19 protein-coding genes are annotated in these 16,715 nt (G+C 51.0%); 10 read left to right on the top strand and 9 right to left on the bottom strand.

Annotated elements, in window-relative coordinates; all coding sequences use genetic code 11:
* The first annotated feature begins 12 nt into the window (after positions 1-12).
* Both SIB64_RS02370 and SIB64_RS02365 read left to right on the top strand, forming a co-directional pair.
* Positions 13-1,266: an anthranilate synthase component I family protein gene (locus SIB64_RS02370; RefSeq protein WP_413442832.1), complete on the top strand. Its 1,254-nt coding sequence runs from the start codon at positions 13-15 to the stop codon at positions 1,264-1,266.
* A 94-nt stretch (positions 1,267-1,360) separates the two neighbouring features.
* Positions 1,361-2,170, top strand: coding sequence for an aminotransferase class IV (locus SIB64_RS02365; RefSeq protein ID WP_413441737.1), 810 nt, complete (start codon positions 1,361-1,363; stop codon positions 2,168-2,170).
* Between the two features lie 92 nt (positions 2,171-2,262).
* Here the strand turns inward: SIB64_RS02365 and SIB64_RS02360 are convergent, their stop codons facing one another.
* Positions 2,263-3,069: an HAD-IIB family hydrolase gene (locus SIB64_RS02360; protein ID WP_413441736.1), complete on the bottom strand. Its 807-nt coding sequence runs from the start codon at positions 3,067-3,069 to the stop codon at positions 2,263-2,265.
* Positions 3,066-4,799: an alpha-amylase family glycosyl hydrolase gene (locus tag SIB64_RS02355; protein ID WP_413441735.1), complete on the bottom strand. Its 1,734-nt coding sequence runs from the start codon at positions 4,797-4,799 to the stop codon at positions 3,066-3,068. The genes SIB64_RS02360 and SIB64_RS02355 overlap by 4 nt, the downstream gene beginning before the upstream one ends.
* Before the next feature lie 71 nt (positions 4,800-4,870).
* On the opposite strand from SIB64_RS02355, the gene SIB64_RS02350 reads away from it, so the two are divergent.
* Positions 4,871-6,148: a glycosyl transferase gene (locus tag SIB64_RS02350; RefSeq protein ID WP_413441734.1), complete on the top strand. Its 1,278-nt coding sequence runs from the start codon at positions 4,871-4,873 to the stop codon at positions 6,146-6,148.
* A gap of 128 nt (positions 6,149-6,276) precedes the next feature.
* Here SIB64_RS02350 and SIB64_RS02345 read toward each other — a convergent pair whose 3' ends face one another.
* Entirely contained in the window at positions 6,277-6,465 is a 189-nt protein-coding gene (locus SIB64_RS02345; RefSeq protein WP_413441733.1) for a hypothetical protein, read from the bottom strand.
* A gap of 187 nt (positions 6,466-6,652) precedes the next feature.
* Between SIB64_RS02345 and SIB64_RS02340 the strand changes: the two genes are divergently transcribed.
* Positions 6,653-6,859 carry a hypothetical protein gene (locus SIB64_RS02340; protein WP_413441732.1) on the top strand — a complete coding sequence of 69 codons (207 nt, stop codon included), beginning with the start codon at positions 6,653-6,655 and terminating at the stop codon, positions 6,857-6,859.
* A gap of 144 nt (positions 6,860-7,003) precedes the next feature.
* Positions 7,004-7,306 (top strand): DUF1830 domain-containing protein, encoded by a 303-nt coding sequence (locus SIB64_RS02335; protein ID WP_413441731.1) that lies wholly within the window; start codon positions 7,004-7,006, stop codon positions 7,304-7,306.
* Positions 7,307-7,372: 66 nt separating this feature from the next.
* Here the strand turns inward: SIB64_RS02335 and SIB64_RS02330 are convergent, their stop codons facing one another.
* Positions 7,373-7,675, bottom strand: a complete 303-nt coding sequence (locus SIB64_RS02330) for a hypothetical protein (RefSeq protein ID WP_413441730.1) — start codon at positions 7,673-7,675, stop codon at positions 7,373-7,375.
* On the opposite strand from SIB64_RS02330, the gene SIB64_RS02325 reads away from it, so the two are divergent.
* The 5 genes from SIB64_RS02325 (at position 7,674) to SIB64_RS02305 (ending at position 11,347) form a co-directional block, all read left to right on the top strand.
* On the top strand, positions 7,674-7,835 hold the full coding sequence (locus SIB64_RS02325; protein ID WP_413441729.1) for a hypothetical protein: 162 nt from the start codon (positions 7,674-7,676) through the stop codon (positions 7,833-7,835). The genes SIB64_RS02330 and SIB64_RS02325 overlap by 2 nt on opposite strands.
* Positions 7,836-7,896: 61 nt before the next feature.
* Positions 7,897-8,370: a hypothetical protein gene (locus SIB64_RS02320; RefSeq protein ID WP_413441728.1), complete on the top strand. Its 474-nt coding sequence runs from the start codon at positions 7,897-7,899 to the stop codon at positions 8,368-8,370.
* A gap of 133 nt (positions 8,371-8,503) precedes the next feature.
* Positions 8,504-9,550: a formamidase gene (locus tag SIB64_RS02315; protein ID WP_413441727.1), complete on the top strand. Its 1,047-nt coding sequence runs from the start codon at positions 8,504-8,506 to the stop codon at positions 9,548-9,550.
* A gap of 213 nt (positions 9,551-9,763) precedes the next feature.
* Entirely contained in the window at positions 9,764-10,969 is a 1,206-nt protein-coding gene (fmdA, locus tag SIB64_RS02310; protein ID WP_413441726.1) for a formamidase, read from the top strand.
* 105 nt (positions 10,970-11,074) lie between these two features.
* Positions 11,075-11,347: an FmdB family zinc ribbon protein gene (locus SIB64_RS02305; RefSeq protein ID WP_413441725.1), complete on the top strand. Its 273-nt coding sequence runs from the start codon at positions 11,075-11,077 to the stop codon at positions 11,345-11,347.
* A gap of 48 nt (positions 11,348-11,395) precedes the next feature.
* Here the strand turns inward: SIB64_RS02305 and urtE are convergent, their stop codons facing one another.
* The 5 genes from urtE to urtA form a co-directional block, all read right to left on the bottom strand.
* Positions 11,396-12,133 carry an urea ABC transporter ATP-binding subunit UrtE gene (gene urtE, locus SIB64_RS02300; protein ID WP_413441724.1) on the bottom strand — a complete coding sequence of 246 codons (738 nt, stop codon included), beginning with the start codon at positions 12,131-12,133 and terminating at the stop codon, positions 11,396-11,398.
* 39 nt (positions 12,134-12,172) lie between these two features.
* Positions 12,173-12,916: an urea ABC transporter ATP-binding protein UrtD gene (urtD, locus tag SIB64_RS02295; protein ID WP_413441723.1), complete on the bottom strand. Its 744-nt coding sequence runs from the start codon at positions 12,914-12,916 to the stop codon at positions 12,173-12,175.
* Between the two features lie 55 nt (positions 12,917-12,971).
* The gene (gene urtC / locus SIB64_RS02290; RefSeq protein WP_413441722.1) at positions 12,972-14,090 is read right to left on the bottom strand and encodes an urea ABC transporter permease subunit UrtC; all 1,119 of its coding nucleotides are present in this window, start codon (positions 14,088-14,090) and stop codon (positions 12,972-12,974) included.
* A gap of 24 nt (positions 14,091-14,114) precedes the next feature.
* Positions 14,115-15,272 carry an urea ABC transporter permease subunit UrtB gene (gene urtB, locus SIB64_RS02285; protein WP_413441721.1) on the bottom strand — a complete coding sequence of 386 codons (1,158 nt, stop codon included), beginning with the start codon at positions 15,270-15,272 and terminating at the stop codon, positions 14,115-14,117.
* A gap of 73 nt (positions 15,273-15,345) precedes the next feature.
* Positions 15,346-16,680, bottom strand: coding sequence for an urea ABC transporter substrate-binding protein (urtA, locus tag SIB64_RS02280; protein WP_413441720.1), 1,335 nt, complete (start codon positions 16,678-16,680; stop codon positions 15,346-15,348).
* Between the last annotated feature and the right edge of the window lie 35 nt (positions 16,681-16,715).

Genomic DNA, 16,715 nt, shown 5'->3' with positions numbered 1-16,715 from the left:
CTGGCCCACCACATGGCCGGGCGATGGGGCGAAGCCGGCCTGATCTGGCTGGATGGTGATGGCAGCGCATTGGGCCGGTGGGCGACCCTTGCCGCTGATCCAATCGAACAGCACTGCTGTCGCGGTGCCCCAGGCAGTCCTCAAGCCACCAACCCCTTTTCCATGCTGCGGGAGCTTGGGCCAGGCCATTGGTGTGGATGGCTGGGATATGAAGCCGCCGCCTGGACTGAACCGGGGAATCCTTGGACACCCGATGGAATGGCCAGCCTGTGGATCGCCAGGCATGACCCAATCCTGCGGTTTGATCTGATCGAGCGAGAGCTGTGGATTGAAGGAGAGGATCAAAAACGACTGAAGCAAATGCAGGACTGGCTTGAAGGCATCGGGGACACCCCCACGGCCGACGCGCCAACATTGCGCATTCCAACGGAGCGATGGCACTGGCACACCAACCGCTCTGCCTTCGCCGACGGCGTCCGGTCCATCCAGGACCTGATTGCCTCGGGGGATCTCTTCCAAGCCAATCTCACAGCCAGCTGCAGCACGGCATGGCCAGAACAATGTTCAGAGCTTGCGTTGTTCCAATGCCTGCGTCGTCACTGCCCGGCTCCATTCGCCGGATTGCTGATCGGCAGCGAGGGCGCGGAGGCAGAGGCGGTGTTCTCCGCTTCCCCGGAGCGATTCCTGCGCGTGAGTGGAAACGGTCGGGTTGAAACCCGGCCAATCAAAGGAACCCGCCCGCGTGATCAGGACCCTTTGAATGACGCGGCCTTGGCGGCAGAACTGATCTGCAGTTCGAAAGATCGCGCTGAGAACATCATGATTGTGGATCTGCTCCGAAACGACCTGGGCCGCGTCTGTGAACCTGGATCGATCGAGGTCCCCCAACTGCTCGGGCTGGAAACCTATGCAGCCGTGCACCACCTCACATCTGTAGTGCAGGGACAACTTCGTGGTGGCTTCAGCTGGGTTGATCTGCTCGAAGCATGCTGGCCAGGAGGATCGATCACCGGGGCCCCGAAGCTGAGGGCATGTCAACGCTTACAGGAACTGGAACCAACCAGCCGAGGCCCCTACTGCGGCTCCCTGATCCGGGTGGATTGGGACCATAGTTTTGACAGCAACATCCTGATCCGTTCTCTGTTGCGCCAAGGCGACCGGCTCAGAGCCCATGCCGGCTGCGGCATCGTGGCAGATTCCGATCCGGAGAGTGAAGCGGAAGAACTTGGCTGGAAACTGCAACCACTTCTGGACGCTTTGGCATGAGGAAAGCCCAAAGCCCAAACCAGCACCGCGCCCGAATCAGGCGGGAATCGTCAGGCCGCACGTCCTGGTGTCCAAGCGGTGAGTCAGGCCGATCATGATCACCGGAATCGCCTGGAGCGAGGGAATCTGGGGTGAACCCGACAGCCTGCACTTACCCCTCAGCGACCGGGGACTGCAGCTGGGAGATGGACTGTTCGAGACCGTGCTGATCCGGGATGGCTGCCCACAGCTGCTCAACGAACATCTGGCTCGCTGGTGCATCAGTGCTGGACAGTTGGGGATGCGCAACCCACCGGCGCAATCCCAGCTCGAAGCCTTGATCGCAGAGGCTGTGGAACGGGCGAATCTGAACCAAGGTGATGGAGCACTCCGACTGAACTGGAGCCGAGGGTCGAGCCAGACCCGGGGACTTGACGCTCCCACTGAGATTAAGCCCCGCTTTTGGTTCACACTCCTGCCCTGGACGCCGACGTTCATGCCGATCGACGTGATCATCAGTCGACATGAACGCCGCAATGCCGACAGCCTGCTGAGCCAGTGCAAGCATTTTGGCTATGCGCAGGCGATCCAGGCCCGCAGCGAAGCCAGAGTCGCCAACGCAGATGATGCGCTTCTACTCAACACCAAGGGAGATCTCTGCTGCGGAACTGCAGCCAATCTGCTTGTCCATCGCCAGGGAGCCTGGCTGACCCCTCCGCTGAACAGCGGTTGCCTCCCGGGAATCATGCGCGGCAAGGCTTTAAAACTCGGCAAGAGCGCGGAGCACTGGCTGGGCAACGCCTTGCAATTTGGAGACCAGGCTCTGCTGATCAACAGTTTGGGCTGCCGCCCAATCCAACGTTGCGATGGCCTCTCCCTGGTGCCGTGCAGCGAGGCCGAAACCCTCTGGCACTCCCTGCTCTGACCCAAACAGAGCTTGACGGTTGGCCCCTAAATGGAGGTTTACAGAGCACCGTTACCATTCAACTGTGAGCATTCAACCGTGAGCTTCAGCGGTCATAGCAACCGCTGCAGCCGAGGCTCCAGAAAGCGGCGCACCGCTTCCGCCCAGCCCGTTCCATGGGGGGCTCGTGCGCGTTCAAACTTGCCGACTGACAGACCAGGCTGGAGTGCTGGGTGAGGACCGTCCGCGCCAGGCACAACGACAGCCAGGTCTGCAACCTCGAGCAATGGGAGATCGTTGGGAGAATCGCCCAGAGCCAGCACCCGCGCGTCGGGCATGCCCTGGTGATTTTTCAAGGCTTGCAGAGCATTCCCTTTGCTGATCCCTCCCCCAAGCAGATGCGACAGGCGGTTCCCCTGAACAATCGTGAGCCCCCTGGCCTGAGCAAGGGCAACCAACCGAGCGCGTGACGGAGGAGAAGGAGCCACAAAAGGCACACTGCAGCTGCGTCCTTGCGCCAGGCGAAGAGACTCACCACGCAGGCCAAGCAAAGCATCTCCCTCCTGATCGCTGAGGTCGTCGAGGGCGCGCAGCGGCTCACCCAGATCCCGCTCCAGCCTTTTGAGCTGCGGGCGGAGCTCCCGCCAACCAGGGCCAAGGCTGAGTTGCCATTCCTCACCCATCGACGTTTCACCGTGAACCGCACCACCGTTCTCGACAATGAAAGGATCGTGGAGATCCACGTCCCGTCGGAAAGAACGAACCTCCTCAGCTGTCTTGCTGGTGCAAGGAATCACTGGGACTCCAAGCGATTGCAACCATCGAATCGTCGACTCCGCCGGCGACCAGTCGTAGCGATGGTCCATCAGGGTGCCGTCGAGGTCCGTGACCACCCACCAAATCGGCGCTTGGTTGGTCATCGCTGAACCAACCAGACAACATCGTAGGGCTCGAGCTGAAGTTGGCGTTGAGCAGCCTGAAGCTCAAATCCATTCAGGCAATCGAACCAACGACACCCGTCGGGCGTCACGCCAAGGTTTCCAAGCGGCAGATTCAGACGCGTGGGGGTCATGTTGTGCACGGCGAAGAGAGACTGTCCTTGATCTGAACGCTCCAGAACCACCAGATCGGATCGATTGCTGCTGATCACGCGTAGGTCTGCATCGGGATGAAGAGAAGCCATGGTCCCGCGGATCGTCATCGCATGGCGCAAAGACTGAAGCACGCGGGTGGCATTGCTCTCAGGGTCCTGCAAACGCCGCTCGAGGGTCTCGGTGCGGAACTGGGGCCTGTTCAGATCACGCCGCTGGCCTGTGCGCCGAAAGCGGGAAACGTCATTGGGGGTTGCCAGAAGCGCCGGCAGATAAAACGCCGGCACCCCCGGCAGCACCATCACGAGCAACTGTGTCAGCAGAAAACGTTCCAGCTGATAGTGAGAGGGATCAATCCCGCCATCAGCCATCGCACTCCACCAGCTGATGTTGATTTCATAAGGGACATCATCTCCATTGCTGAGGCGGCGATGACTGATCAAACCGCCACGCTGTTCACAGCCGATCAGAAGCTGAAGCAAGCGACGATCTGGCATGAGCCCCTCCAAGGGACGAAGGCCGACGCCGTCGTGGCAAGCCGAAAAATTGAGCAAACCCGTGCGATCGGGCAGGGAAGGCCAGCGACTCAACCAGGCATTGAGAAGATCTGCTCGGCCACTCACCGTTGCCTCCAGCAGCAGCGGAGGCAGGGGAAAGTTGTAAGCCAGGTGCGCTTCCTGTCCGTTGCGGAGGTAGGAGAGATTTTCCTGCTCCGGCACATTGGTTTCCGTGACGACCACACCATCTGCCCATGTCTCCTGGAGAAGCACGCGCAGAATTTCAACCAAACGATGGGCTTCGGGCCTGTGAATGCAGGTGGTGTTGGGCTCCTTCCAAACAAACCCAACAGCATCGAGACGGATCCAGCGCACCCCGTTTGAACACATCTGGTTCAGGAGCCTCGTGAACCCGATCAGCACCTCAGGACTGCGCCAGTTGAGGTCCACCTGATCAGGTCCAAAGGTGGTCCACACCATCCTTCTCCCCTCAATTCCTCCCAAGGGAGTGAACAAGGCGGAACTGCGGGGACGCACAACGTCATCCCAGCAGGGGTCGGGTGCTGCTTCAAGAATGCAGGAACCCCCTGGCTCCTCACCATTCAGAAACTGACGCACCCAAGGATGAGATGCCGAAACGTGATTCAACACAAGATCCGCCATCAGTCGCCGACCTGACGCCAGTGACGCGAGATCCGACCAATCGCCATGCCGCTCGTCCAGGTGCTCATAACTGGAAACGGCGAAACCGCCATCACTGGTCGATTTCAAAAAAGGAAGCACATGAATCACCGAGGCGAAGGCACCGAGGTGGGCATTCACAAGGCGTCTCAAGCTTTGGAGACCTGGCTGATCGCCATCGTCAACCGTATCCGCATAGGTGATCAGAACAGCATCGGTTCCACTCCAGAGCACCGGCACAGACCCCCTATCGCAATTCGCTGACTGCCACTCGAGAGATTGCAGCAATTGCGACGACAGCGTTTGGCAATCCCCTGGAAAATCATTGCTGTAGAGATTGCTCAACAGCTTTTGCAGGTCTCCCTCTTGGGGGTCTTGCATCAAGCCTTACCTGCTGAATTTCAACAGGTATGCAGCACGTCTCACCATTCTGTTGTCGCTTTGAACACCGCATGGATTTTCAGCAAGGTCTGATCACCACGGTTCACGACTACAGCCTCGGCAATCTTGATAGCCGCGCCTTTCGCAAGGAGCTGACGCATAAACGAACGTCGATCCTGATTCCCTGCTTGATGGAGGAATTCAGCCGGCCAGCGCTTGGGGTGATCAGAGAGGCTCTGGCTGAACTGGATGGGCTGACGAGCCTTGTGATCGCTCTTTCTGCAGAGCGTGCTGAGGATGTTCTTGCCGCTGAGGAGTTCTTCCGCGGCATGCCTTTCCCCGTCAAAGTCCACTGGACCAATGGACCGGCAATCCAAGAGCTTTTGGTGTCGGTTAAGGATCTCGGACTGGATGTCACAGGCCCGCCGGGCAAGGGTTGGGCTGTCTGGCAAGGTCTCGGGGTTGCCTGCAGCGACGCCGAAGTTGTCGGGCTCTTCGATGCAGACATCAGAACCTTCGGGTTGTCCTATCCAGAGCGGATGTTGCGGCCTTTGCTGGATCCCTCCCACGGGATGGCCTACGTCAAGGCGTTCTATAGCCGACTATCACTTGAAACCCAGGCCCTTCAAGGGCGGGCCACTCGCTTATTCGTCGGTCCCTTGCTGGCCAGCCTGGAACAGGTATTCGGCCCCCTGCCGTATCTGCGGTATCTGCAATCCTTCCGCTATCCGCTAGCTGGCGAATTTGCATTCAGCACGGATCTGGCCATGAACCTGCGGATCCCTTCGGATTGGGGTCTGGAGGTTGGCCTGCTTTCTGAGGTCTACAGACATGTGGCTTCCAGTCGCATCGCCCAAGTCGACCTTGGCCTGTTTGATCACAAACATAAAGAGCTTGGACAAGCGCCGACCGAAGGGCTTCAACGGATGGCAGGAGAGATTTTCTGCACAGTCCTACGCGGCTTGATGGAGCATGAAGGGTGCGTGGTCTCGATGGATCACCTTCAAACCCTTGAGGTTCTGTACCGGCGTATTGGTGAAGACAGAGTTCGTCAATTTGGCCTGGATTCTTCAATCAATCGTCTTCCCTACGATCGCCATGGAGAAGAACTGGCTGTACAGAATTTCTCTGGGCTGCTCAGGCCAGGTCTAATCCGGTTCCAAAACACACCGATCGCACATCAATTACCAAGCTGGTCGCGACTAAGAAGCTGCAATCCAAGGTTGCAATCTGATCTTGTCGAAGCCGGCGCGGCTGATCGCCAGAGAAGCGTGCGGACCACCATGATGAAACGCCCGACCTACCCCAGCTTCCTTACTCAGCCAGAGCCTGCCGATCTTGCCGTTTGATTCCATCAATGGCTCAGTTTCAATCTATGGAAACCATGATATTTGTTGTGATTTAAAAGAGGATCCGTGCTCTGCACAAGCATCTTGAGCTATTTATTTTTACTAAATTACCAGTATATCGTCAATTTTTAAAGACCAAAACCTTCCATTTCCTGGCGAATTATCCACTCAGTTGCAGCTTTCTGAGAGTGCCATGCTTGTAGTAACTGCTTTGCGATTGATTGAAGCTGTTCTGGATCAGCAGTGGAATCAATGATCCGATTGATTTTCTCCATCTCGAATTGCTGGGCCATTGTCATCGAGATACCTTCACCCATAGCAGCTCCGGAATTTGATCAATTTATCGCTCAACAAAGAGAAAAGAAGAGTCTCAATTGCAACGCATTGGCATCAATGTCAGCCAATGTAAACCGAAATAAGATTTCGAAATCTTGCGTATCAGTCCTGAAGGTCATAACCCAGTCAAAGGTCCTTTAGAAATGATGTAGGGATCTGTTGTTTTTAATGCACTACAGCTGGGAGGAACATCAGAATCTTGCTGATGCTGTTGCTGCATCGTCCAACAGCAATCTCGGAACCGCACTCGCCTTGATGGGCGTGGGCTGTTTAATTCTCAGTCGAGATCTTCTGAGCGAGTCGCTAAAAAAAGCGCAGCACGTTGACCGGACATCGGAAATCAACCAAAAACGCCTGGACAACCGAGCCAGCTGAACAGAAGAAGGTTCATCTTGTTACAGCCACTGCAATACAACCCACCAAACAAATTCAAATATTAAGAGAAAAGGATTTGTTGTCTTCCTGACAAAAACAGTTTCAACGATCAGTCAAATTGCTAACACCATTTCAGTAAAATCAATGAACGAATGCTTGTATCAGAACAATACAGATCGGATGATTGTCCTTAAATGTATCGGGCCGAACGAATTTTATCGGGAGAAGGTTGTTATGCCCACAGAAAGCTTTTGGTTTGAAGCTCCGATCGATGCCCGTCTTGAAATCTGGCAAATGTCCCTTCAAGGACAAATGCTGCATCTACGGGCCGATGTATCTGACTACGCCATTAATTCCCCAAAGGAAGCTCAGGCCTCAACTGGGCTGAACAACAGCAAAAAACTGCCCACAGTCCACCATCCCGCCCAAAGCATCCTGAAGCAGTAGCACTAAGCACTGGCGATGATGAGCCCAACGCATCCAGGGATCATCTGAGATGGAGCGTGGCCACCCTCAAGACGCAGGGGCGCCGGGTTGAATTCTGAGCAGTTCAGCTGTCATCCGAGACCGAATAAAGCCTCCAGGCTGAACAGTTCGACGACGCGAACCAGAGAGACCTTGGCCAACGAAAGTGCTTGTGATGTCGTCGTGGTGCTCTAACTGCAACAGCGCCGCAGTTTTGGAGGAGCGAATAATTGGCTTGGCCGCCTGGCCGATAGAGGCGGGGCGGTAAAGCAGCTGATTGGCTGATTTTTTCTGAGGATTTTGAAGCGTTGATCGCACTCCAGCCTCCCTCTCCTGAATCTGATCGGACATGGTGATCGATGCAGCCAGACCCCCGATCCATGGCCCGAAAAACTGCGCCCTGGAAGAGGATGAACATTTAGTAGCTGTTGCTACAGACATATCTTTGCAATCAAAAGCCGATGGAGACGTTCAAGAGGCTACGAAACAACCATGTAGCAACTTTTTTTAATGTTCAGCACGAAGGCACAGTGGTGAGGGGATCATGCGCCGCCAAATCAGGGCTTCCAATCATGCACACCACCAGCCAATCAGCACTGCTCGTCTTTGCCTTGGGCTGCCTAACAATCCAAGGCTGCGGTCCATCGCTTGAGGAAGTGAGGAGCTATGAAGCCGAAGAAGGTGATCTGCTCGTTCGCAACGGAAACACGCGCATTGAGCTCACTCAAACGTTCAAGCCTGGCGAACCCAATGGGTTGTTTGACGGGGGCGTCGCTGTCATCACACAGGGAGAACCGAACCGCAGAGCAGAAATCAACGCGGTGTGCAGCATGCCTGATCTACCCAACTGGCCTCAATACGACAACATCTACGGACGCTGGCTGGAGACAGACGAACAACCCGGCGAAAAAGGAGGAGATACAGATTGGCAACTTCTCAGCTTTTTCGATGGAAAGCACATGGACAAGGGTGGAGAGAAGGCTCCGGACTGGGCAAAACGCTTATCGGAAAATCTCTGCAGAAAAGGTGACTTTCAGGACAAATAGACCTGTATCAATCGGCACCAATGTCTGATTGATTTCAGGCATTTGAACAGGGCCTGACCAAGCAATGGTCGTAATCGACACACCATTGGGCAACCAAAGCGCAGATGCTGGAAATGGTTCTCATTCCCAAGCCATGGCCAGCACTGGTAGCGTCAGCTCGTGGGACGAATCACTGCTCGTAGCAATGATTCAGTACCCAGTACCCGTGATCACAGGACCAGCAGATATCCAGACGCAGGTTGATCAAATCTGCAAAGCAGTTGCAACAACAAAAGCTGGTTATCCAGAAGCCGATCTGATTGTGATGCCAGAGTATTCAACCCAAGGGTTGAATACCTCAATCTGGACGTACGATGAAATGCTTCTGAGACTTGATTCTCCGGAAATCGACCGTTTCCGTGCAGCATGCAAAGAGAACGACGTCTGGGGTGTGTTCTCTTTAATGGAGCAAAACGATGATCCTAGCCTGCCTCCATTCAACTCAGCAATTATCATCAACTCAGATGGTGAGATAGCACTTCACTATCGCAAGTTGCAGCCCTGGGTACCGATTGAGCCATGGTCACCCGGCAACTATGGAATGCCAGTTTGTGATGGACCCAAGGGTTCCAAACTTGCCGTTTGCATCTGCCATGACGGCATGTTCCCAGAGCTGGCAAGGGAAGCGGCCTACAAGGGATGCAACGTTTACATCCGTATTTCCGGGTATTCAACTCAGGTCAACGACCAGTGGATCTGGACCAACAGGACCAATGCCTGGCAGAACCTGATGTACACCATCTCGGTTAATCTTGCCGGCTATGACGGGGTCTTCTATTACTTCGGAGAAGGAACTGTCTGCAACTATGACGGAAATGTGATTCAACAAGGTCACAGGAATCCTTGGGAAATCGTCACTGCAGAGCTGTTCCCCCGACTCGTTGATAAAGCACGAGAAAATTGGGCACTTGAAAACAACATCTTCAACCTGGGATGTCGCGCTTATGTTGGCAAACCAGGCGGGGAGAAGGAAAACTACCTCACCTGGGTCAAAGACCTAGCCAATGGTGAATACAAACTCCCTTGGGACGAAAAAGTGCGCATTCGCGATGGTTGGAAATACTATCCCGAAGGTGTGAAGCTTGGACCCATGCCTAAGAGTGACGTAACCGAGAAGGAGCCGGCTGCCACAACTGCGTAATCAGGTCACGGCCGGCGCTTCTTTACTCAGAAGCGCCGGCCAAATAAGAATGATTATCATTCTTATTACTTTGTAGCCTAAATACGCTTTTGACGCAGTATCAATCAAGTCCAAAATAAAGCTAGTAATAAATCTTTTTGCATTTTTTGTAATAACAGCCACTTTTTGGCTGTTTTTTTATGACTTCAATGGAATTGGAACCTTTTCAATGTAATGCCAGAAACCCTCTTCAAAGTTGATCTAACCAAACCAATGGATCAACAAGAGATGCCGGGTCATAATCGGTGGCACCCCGATATACCCGCAGTTGCATCTGTCAATCCTGGTGATGTGTTTAGGATTGAATGCAAAGATTGGACTGATGGTCAAATTAAAAATGATGACAACCCACAGGATATTGCTGATGTCAATCTAGAAGTTGTACATGTCTTAAGTGGGCCTATTTGGGTCAATGGTGCGCAACCGGGAGATATTCTTGTTGTAGACATTCTTGAGGTCGGCGCACTTCAGGGAGATGAATGGGGTTTTACAGGGATTTTTGCACAAGAAAATGGTGGAGGGTTTCTAACAGATCATTTTCCAAAAGCTGCAAAAGCAATCTGGGACCTTGAGGGAGTTTTTACATCGTCCCGCCACATCCCTGGGGTGCGGTTTGCGGGCATTACCCACCCCGGCTTGATTGGCTGCGCACCATCAATGGAGTTATTAAACGAATGGAATCGAAGAGAAACGGAATTGGTCAAGACAGCACCAGACCGACGCACATACGGGGCAGGTTTGTCAGGAAGTGAGCCTGTATTGGCAGCCTTGCCGAACCCGAATAGTGCCATTTTAGGGACAGTTCCTGAAGCTGATTTCAGCAAAATTGCCAATGAAGCCGCAAGGACGGTACCGCCTCGGGAGCACGGCGGAAATTGCGATATCAAAAACCTAACCAAAGGCACAAGGATTTATTTCCCTGTTTATGTGGAAGGTGCAAAACTTTCCATGGGAGACATCCATTTTTCTCAAGGAGATGGAGAAATCTCCTTCTGTGGGGCCATTGAGATGTCTGGCTATCTTGATCTCCATGTTGACGTCATTAAAGGGGGGATGGCAAAATACGGGATGGTCAATCCGATGTTCAAAACAAGCCCTGTTGAACCTCATTACGCCGACTATTTGGTCTTTGAGGGTATTTCCGTGGACGAATTTGAAGGCAAACAATATTACATGGATGTACACATTGCTTACCGGCGTGCATGTTTGAATGCGATTGAGTATCTGAAAAAGTTTGGCTATACAGGTGAACAAGCCTATCTTCTGCTCAGCTGTGCTCCAATCGAAGGACGCATCAGCGGAATTGTCGATATTCCTAATGCTTGCTGTACCCTTGCACTACCCACGTCGATTTTCGACAAAGACATATTGCCCTGTTGATGATTAAGCAAGAAGAGTTGATCATCGTCATCCTGCCGTCTTTGTAAACCATTCACAATGGCTGAGCGTTCATCGCTCGGCCTCTTCTAATCTTTTATTTAGTTCATGCCAATCTACGAATTCGAATGTCAATCGGGTCAATGTAAGACCTATGAAGTCTGGAGAAGCATTGACAATCGCTCGACAGATACGAATTGTCCGGAATGTGGTTGCCAAGGCAAGCGTATCTTTTCACCGCCCATGACATTGTCGTCATCGCTTCGGTTAAAAAAGGAGTCAGATGAACCAAAAATAGTTCGCCGTGAAAATGTGGAGTCTAAGCGTCCACGATTGCGTCAAAGTGATTCAAGACCCTGGATGCTGAATAGGGGCTGCTAACCTGACGGTCAACAACCCCATTGAGAATAAATATGCAACGAATAGACGTCAAACTGTCAAGAATTCTTCAATAATATCATCTGACAATTGAGACGTTGGGCCACTCGAAACAATTCCTCCTCGTTGCATAGCATAGTAGAAACTAGACTGTTTCACAAAATGCAAGTGCTGTTCCACGAGTAAAACACTAATCCCGGTTTCTTGAATAATACGCTTCACAGCTCGTTCGATATCCAAAATAATAGAAGGCTGAATTCCTTCCGTTGGCTCATCAAGAAGCAACAATTTTGGCTTACCCAAAAGAGCTCTTGCGATGGCCAACTGTTGTTGCTGGCCGCCGCTTAGATCGCCACCGCGTCGGTTAAGAAACTGCTCAAGAATTGGGAATAACTCAAAAACAAGCGGATCGATATGACGGTTTTTTCCCATCCCACCGGGGAGGGACTCCATACCAATCTGAAGGTTTTCTCGCACGGTTATGCGGGGAATAATATCCCTCCCTTGAGACACATAACCAATTCCAGCACGGGCACGCTTGTACGGTGCCTGAGAGGTCAATTGCTTTCCATCATATTCGATGTTGCCAGAGCGCTGTTCAAGCAGACCAATAATGGTCTTCAAGAATGTAGTTTTTCCAACTCCATTACGCCCGATCAGGCAGATCATCTCTCCTTCAGGTATCTGCAGATCAACGTTTCTGAGAATGTGACTTTCACCGTAATAAACATTCAATCCCGAAGCACGCAGGATTGTTTTGGTGGAGGCTGGTGCAGTTGCTTGAACCATGATGAAAAGTAGGGAAGGGGCGCAAAAATAAGAATGTCTCTAATCGGCCTGACCAAGATAAACCTCAATCACCTTAGGGTCAGATTTCACTTCATCCAACGTACCCTCAGTTAGCAATTTGCCTTGGTGCAAAACGGTAACAGGAGCACCCAGATCTCGAATAAATTCCATATCGTGCTCGATCACAACAACGGTATGCTCTCCTGCAAGAGATTTAATCAACTCCGCTGTCCGATTGGTTTCTTCATCAGTCAATCCAGCTACCGGCTCATCAAGAAGAATAATATCGGGAGACTGAGCCACTAACATTGATATGGCTAGCCATTGCTTCTGACCATGAGATAAGGAACCAGCAAGAACTTTGGCAAACGGTGCTAAACCCACGTAGTCCATCAAACGATGAACTTCATCCTTAGCGGTCGGCCCAAGTTTCTTAAACATCAAGCTAAAAGGTTCTTTCGTCGGCGATGCTGCCAACTCTAGATTTCTCGTGACCGTTAGATTTTCAAACACACGAGGGGTTTGAAATTTGCGACCAACTCCTAAAAGAGAAATCTTTTGCTCAGATAGACCGACAATACTTGCTCCTCTTAACGACACGCTTCCTTTGGTAGGCCGAACCTTGCCAGTAATCACATCAAGAAACGTCGTCTTTCCTGCGCCGTTGGGTCCGATGATTGATCTCAACTCACCATGCGATAAAGAGAGTGAGAGGTCTGTCAGTGCAAAGAAACCATCGAAATCAACACTAACATCATTCAATTCAAGAATAGGTGTTGTCATGATTTAGAGAGAAATAAGTTGGAGGGGATGGAGTAAAGTCCTTGTCTTAAAAACATCATGATTCAGCTGCATATCCTTCATCCATATCAACTTTTGGATACGTAGCAGACTTCTTAGCAAGGCCAAATGCTGCAAGCATGGACATAAAACCGCCATTTTTAAACCATCCATAAATACCGTCAGGCATGAGTACAACAACAAAAATAAATAAGCCGCCCTGAACAAAGAGCCATGCCTCAGGCAATGCTTCACTCACCAGACTCCTCAGATAATTCACAAGAACAGCACCAATAATAGGCCCTATCAACGTGCCACGACCACCAACTGCAACCCAAATCACCATCTCAATTGACATCGGAATTGCCATATATTGCGGTGAAACAATTCCAGACTGAATGGTATAAAGAGCTCCTGATATACCTGCAAGGCCACCAGCAACGAGGTAGACAATCACTTTGAAAGGTACAGGGTTGAAGCCAGTGAATCGCAACCTTGCCTCATCATCACGAATACCAATCAGAGCATCTCCAAAACGACCACTTGTTAAAAATTTGCAGAGTAGGTAAGCAAATGGTAGAAGAATCAGAGTGATACGATAAAACACAATTTGGGCATCATCGGAACCAACGACCATTCCAAAAATTTCAGTCGTACTCGTTTTCAAACCATTTGTTCCATTAACGAGTTTCTGTTGGCCATTGAAAAAATGGTAAAAAACCATTAGCGAAGCCTGCGTAATAATCGAGAAATAAACTCCCTTAATCCTATTCCTGAAGATAAGATAACCAACCAAACCAGCCACGATTGCTGGAATCAGCCATATGGCAATCAATGTCCACGGGAAGGACCAAAAGGGTTGCCAGAAAAATGGAAGATTATCAACACCATAATTTTCAAAAAACTTAGGCAAACCATTTGCGCCGGTTGTAAAGTCATTTTGGGTAACCAATAATAGGTGCATCCCAATCGCATAACCACCTAGTGCAAAAAAGATTCCTTGACCCAAACTGAGAAGGCCTGTATACCCCCAGATCAAATCGATTCCAAGAGCAACAATAGCAAGGGAAAAATAACGGCCAAAGAGATTAAGACGGAACTGAGAAAGTATGGCTGGTAGGACAAAAAAAGCAAAGGCGAGGAGGAGCCAAGGAATTAGCTTTTTGAAGAGTTTCATGGGTAAATCAGGTGGGGTGATAAATCAGGATTCAACTGAACGACCCTTTTGAGGGAACATTCCTGTGGGCTTAAATTGAAGAAATCCAATGATGAAGATAAAGATCAAAACATATGACATACTTGTTGTTGCGAAAAATTCAATGACCGCCCTCGATGGGTTTGGTATTTCGGGAAAAGCAATAAGGATGGCACCAGATCCAATGATCGACTGAATAATGCCAAGCATCATGGAAGCGATGACCGTTCCAACAAGGTTGCCAACACCACCAAGCACAATCACCATGAAACAGGAAACAATATAAGCAGCACCAAGATTTGGACCCACAGAACCAAGCAAGGTGATCGCGGCCCCAGCCACTCCAGCCAGTCCCGAGCCGATCCCAAAAGTAATGCTATCCACGTTGTCTGTAGGAATACCAAGGCAATTACTCATCTGACGATTCTGAGTCACGGAACGAATACGCAGTCCCCAAACACTCTTTGTGAGGAACCAAGCCACAAAGGCAAGCAATAAAGCAGACAATAGGATGATAAATATCCGAATTCCAGGTAGTTCGATACCAGCAATCGATCCCCAACTTCCCTGAAGCCATTTCGGTGCTGTCACGTCAATGTTTCGTGGACCAAACCAAGGCTTTGATAGAAATTTTGAGCCAGAGAGAGCAGTGATCGCAAGAAAACCGATTACAGCTGACACCAACCATGCCAACCCTGACAAGTACGGGTAGAAGGAAGCCTGCTTTAATTTTTTTGGTGCGAATCTCTGAGCCAAGAATCCCAACACAACGGCAACAACAATGCCAATTGTCATGCTGGTTGAGACACTGCGAATAAATTGAATCAAAACAAGGCTCACACCCCATGTAGCAAGCAATGTTTCCAACGGACGTCCATAGAGTTGTCGAATGAGAGTTCTCTCAAGAATCACCCCAACGATACCTGTAATAAAAAATGCAAATACAAGGGCAAAAAGAAAATACAACTCAAAAATACCTTCACCCATAGGACGAAACAAGTTTTGAGTTACGTACGTAACATATGCGCCAATCATCATTAATTCACCGTGGGCGAGATTAATCACGCCCATTAAGCCAAAAACGATGGCGAGGCCAGTGGCCGCCAAAAGAAGGACGGACCCAATACTAAGTCCATCAAGAAGCTGAGAAAAAATTAATTCCATTTGTGCATAGGATAAAAAAAGTGGGCCTACAAATAATTGTGGCCCACCGGTGAAATCATTTCAGACGTAACGATTACATCTTGAACTTTCCAGCATCATCGCGATCAAGTGTCCAATCACACTTGTAGCCTTTTGTCTCAGGAACGTACTGGTTCCATGTGATCGGTGGAACAGGAGTTTTGCTGTCCCAAAGGATCTCAAACTGTCCATCGTCTTTCGCTTCACCGATGCGAACGGTCTGGGAGATGTGGTGATTGGGGTACATCTCAATTGGACCTTGGGGAGCGTCGAGTTTGATACCGATTAGGGCATCACGAACAGCATCAAGATCCTCATAAGTACCGGCCTTTTCAACGGCAGCCTTCCAGAGGTAGACCATGTTGTAAGCCGACTCCATCGGGTCATTGGTCACCCGATCTTCACCGTACTCAGCGAGGAAAGCAGAATTGAAGGTGTTGGACGCTTCAGTGCCGAGAGACATGAAGTAGTTCCATGCTGCATAAGTACCACCGACATACTCAGGTCCGATTTGACGGATCTCCTCCTCAGCAATGGAGAAGGACATGATCGGGTACTTATCAGGAGTAATTCCAGCAGCCTTGAACTGCTTGAACAGAGCAACGTTGGAATCACCATTCAAAGTGTTGATGATGATTCCACCATCGGGGAATTCCTTCTTGATCTTGGCAATGATCGGAGCCACCTCGGTGTTACCCAGAGGAATGTAATCCTCCCCTACAGTCTCACCACCCAGGCTCTTGACCTGTTCTTTGATAATGGTGTTGGCCGTCCGTGGGTAGACGTAATCAGAACCCACGAGATAGACCTTCTTGCCGTACTTGTCAGCAAATTGCTCAAACAGCCAATCCACTGCAGGTTCAGCTTGCTGGTTGGGAACGGCACCGGTGTAGAAGATGTTCTTGGAACACTCCTGACCTTCGTACTGAATCGGGTAGAAGAGGAAGTGATCCTTAGCTTCGTAAACGGGAAGCATGGCCTTCCGGCTTGCAGACGTCCAGCCACCAAAGACGACAGCAACTTTGTCAGCGTCGATCAGTTTCTGGGATTTCTCTGCGAAGGTTGGCCAATCAGATGCACCATCTTCAGAGGTGTAAACAATCTTGTAGCTCTTCCCGTCAACTTTGACTCCGCCGGCCTCATTGATTTCTTTAATGGCCAATTCCTCGACTTCCTTAAGAGTCGTTTCGGAAATTGCCATGGTTCCACTCAAGGAGTGGAGGATGCCGACTTTGATTTCTCCATCAAAATCGCTGCCGCCTCCGCCTCCACCTCCACCAGAAGCGGTGTCACCACCACCACCACCGCCGCCACCGCAGGCAGTGATCGTCGCTCCGACCGCTGTTGCAGCAAACGCGGCAAGCAAACGCTTCGTGAGTTTAGAAGTCATGAAAATGAATACACACGGTTGGGGGACGCCAAAAG

Origin of the sequence: Synechococcus sp. MIT S1220 (assembly GCF_047303025.1) — a bacterium.
Classification (GTDB): Bacteria; Cyanobacteriota; Cyanobacteriia; order PCC-6307; family Cyanobiaceae; genus Parasynechococcus.
Note: the sequence above shows the minus strand (reverse complement) of the source record. Positions and strands in the feature narration are given on the sequence as shown.

Bases quoted from the DNA above. Each gene is read 5' to 3' on its own strand.
- SIB64_RS02305 (WP_413441725.1), top strand. From the start codon at position 11,075: ATGCCAATCTACGAATTCGAATGTCAATCGGGTCAATGTAAGACCTAT.
- urtA (WP_413441720.1), bottom strand. From the start codon at position 16,680: ATGACTTCTAAACTCACGAAGCGTTTGCTTGCCGCGTTTGCTGCAACA.
- SIB64_RS02365 (WP_413441737.1), top strand. From the start codon at position 1,361: ATGATCACCGGAATCGCCTGGAGCGAGGGAATCTGGGGTGAACCCGAC.
- urtB (WP_413441721.1), bottom strand. From the start codon at position 15,272: ATGGAATTAATTTTTTCTCAGCTTCTTGATGGACTTAGTATTGGGTCC.
- SIB64_RS02340 (WP_413441732.1), top strand. From the start codon at position 6,653: ATGCACTACAGCTGGGAGGAACATCAGAATCTTGCTGATGCTGTTGCT.
- SIB64_RS02330 (WP_413441730.1), bottom strand. From the start codon at position 7,675: ATGTCCGATCAGATTCAGGAGAGGGAGGCTGGAGTGCGATCAACGCTT.
- urtD (WP_413441723.1), bottom strand. From the start codon at position 12,916: ATGACAACACCTATTCTTGAATTGAATGATGTTAGTGTTGATTTCGAT.
- SIB64_RS02315 (WP_413441727.1), top strand. From the start codon at position 8,504: ATGGCCAGCACTGGTAGCGTCAGCTCGTGGGACGAATCACTGCTCGTA.
- fmdA (WP_413441726.1), top strand. From the start codon at position 9,764: ATGCCAGAAACCCTCTTCAAAGTTGATCTAACCAAACCAATGGATCAA.
- urtE (WP_413441724.1), bottom strand. From the start codon at position 12,133: ATGGTTCAAGCAACTGCACCAGCCTCCACCAAAACAATCCTGCGTGCT.
- SIB64_RS02360 (WP_413441736.1), bottom strand. From the start codon at position 3,069: ATGACCAACCAAGCGCCGATTTGGTGGGTGGTCACGGACCTCGACGGC.
- SIB64_RS02370 (WP_413442832.1), top strand. From the start codon at position 13: ATGGCCGGGCGATGGGGCGAAGCCGGCCTGATCTGGCTGGATGGTGAT.
- SIB64_RS02335 (WP_413441731.1), top strand. From the start codon at position 7,004: ATGAACGAATGCTTGTATCAGAACAATACAGATCGGATGATTGTCCTT.
- SIB64_RS02320 (WP_413441728.1), top strand. From the start codon at position 7,897: ATGCACACCACCAGCCAATCAGCACTGCTCGTCTTTGCCTTGGGCTGC.
- SIB64_RS02325 (WP_413441729.1), top strand. From the start codon at position 7,674: ATGGTGATCGATGCAGCCAGACCCCCGATCCATGGCCCGAAAAACTGC.
- SIB64_RS02355 (WP_413441735.1), bottom strand. From the start codon at position 4,799: ATGCAAGACCCCCAAGAGGGAGACCTGCAAAAGCTGTTGAGCAATCTC.
- SIB64_RS02350 (WP_413441734.1), top strand. From the start codon at position 4,871: ATGGATTTTCAGCAAGGTCTGATCACCACGGTTCACGACTACAGCCTC.
- SIB64_RS02345 (WP_413441733.1), bottom strand. From the start codon at position 6,465: ATGGGTGAAGGTATCTCGATGACAATGGCCCAGCAATTCGAGATGGAG.
- urtC (WP_413441722.1), bottom strand. From the start codon at position 14,090: ATGAAACTCTTCAAAAAGCTAATTCCTTGGCTCCTCCTCGCCTTTGCT.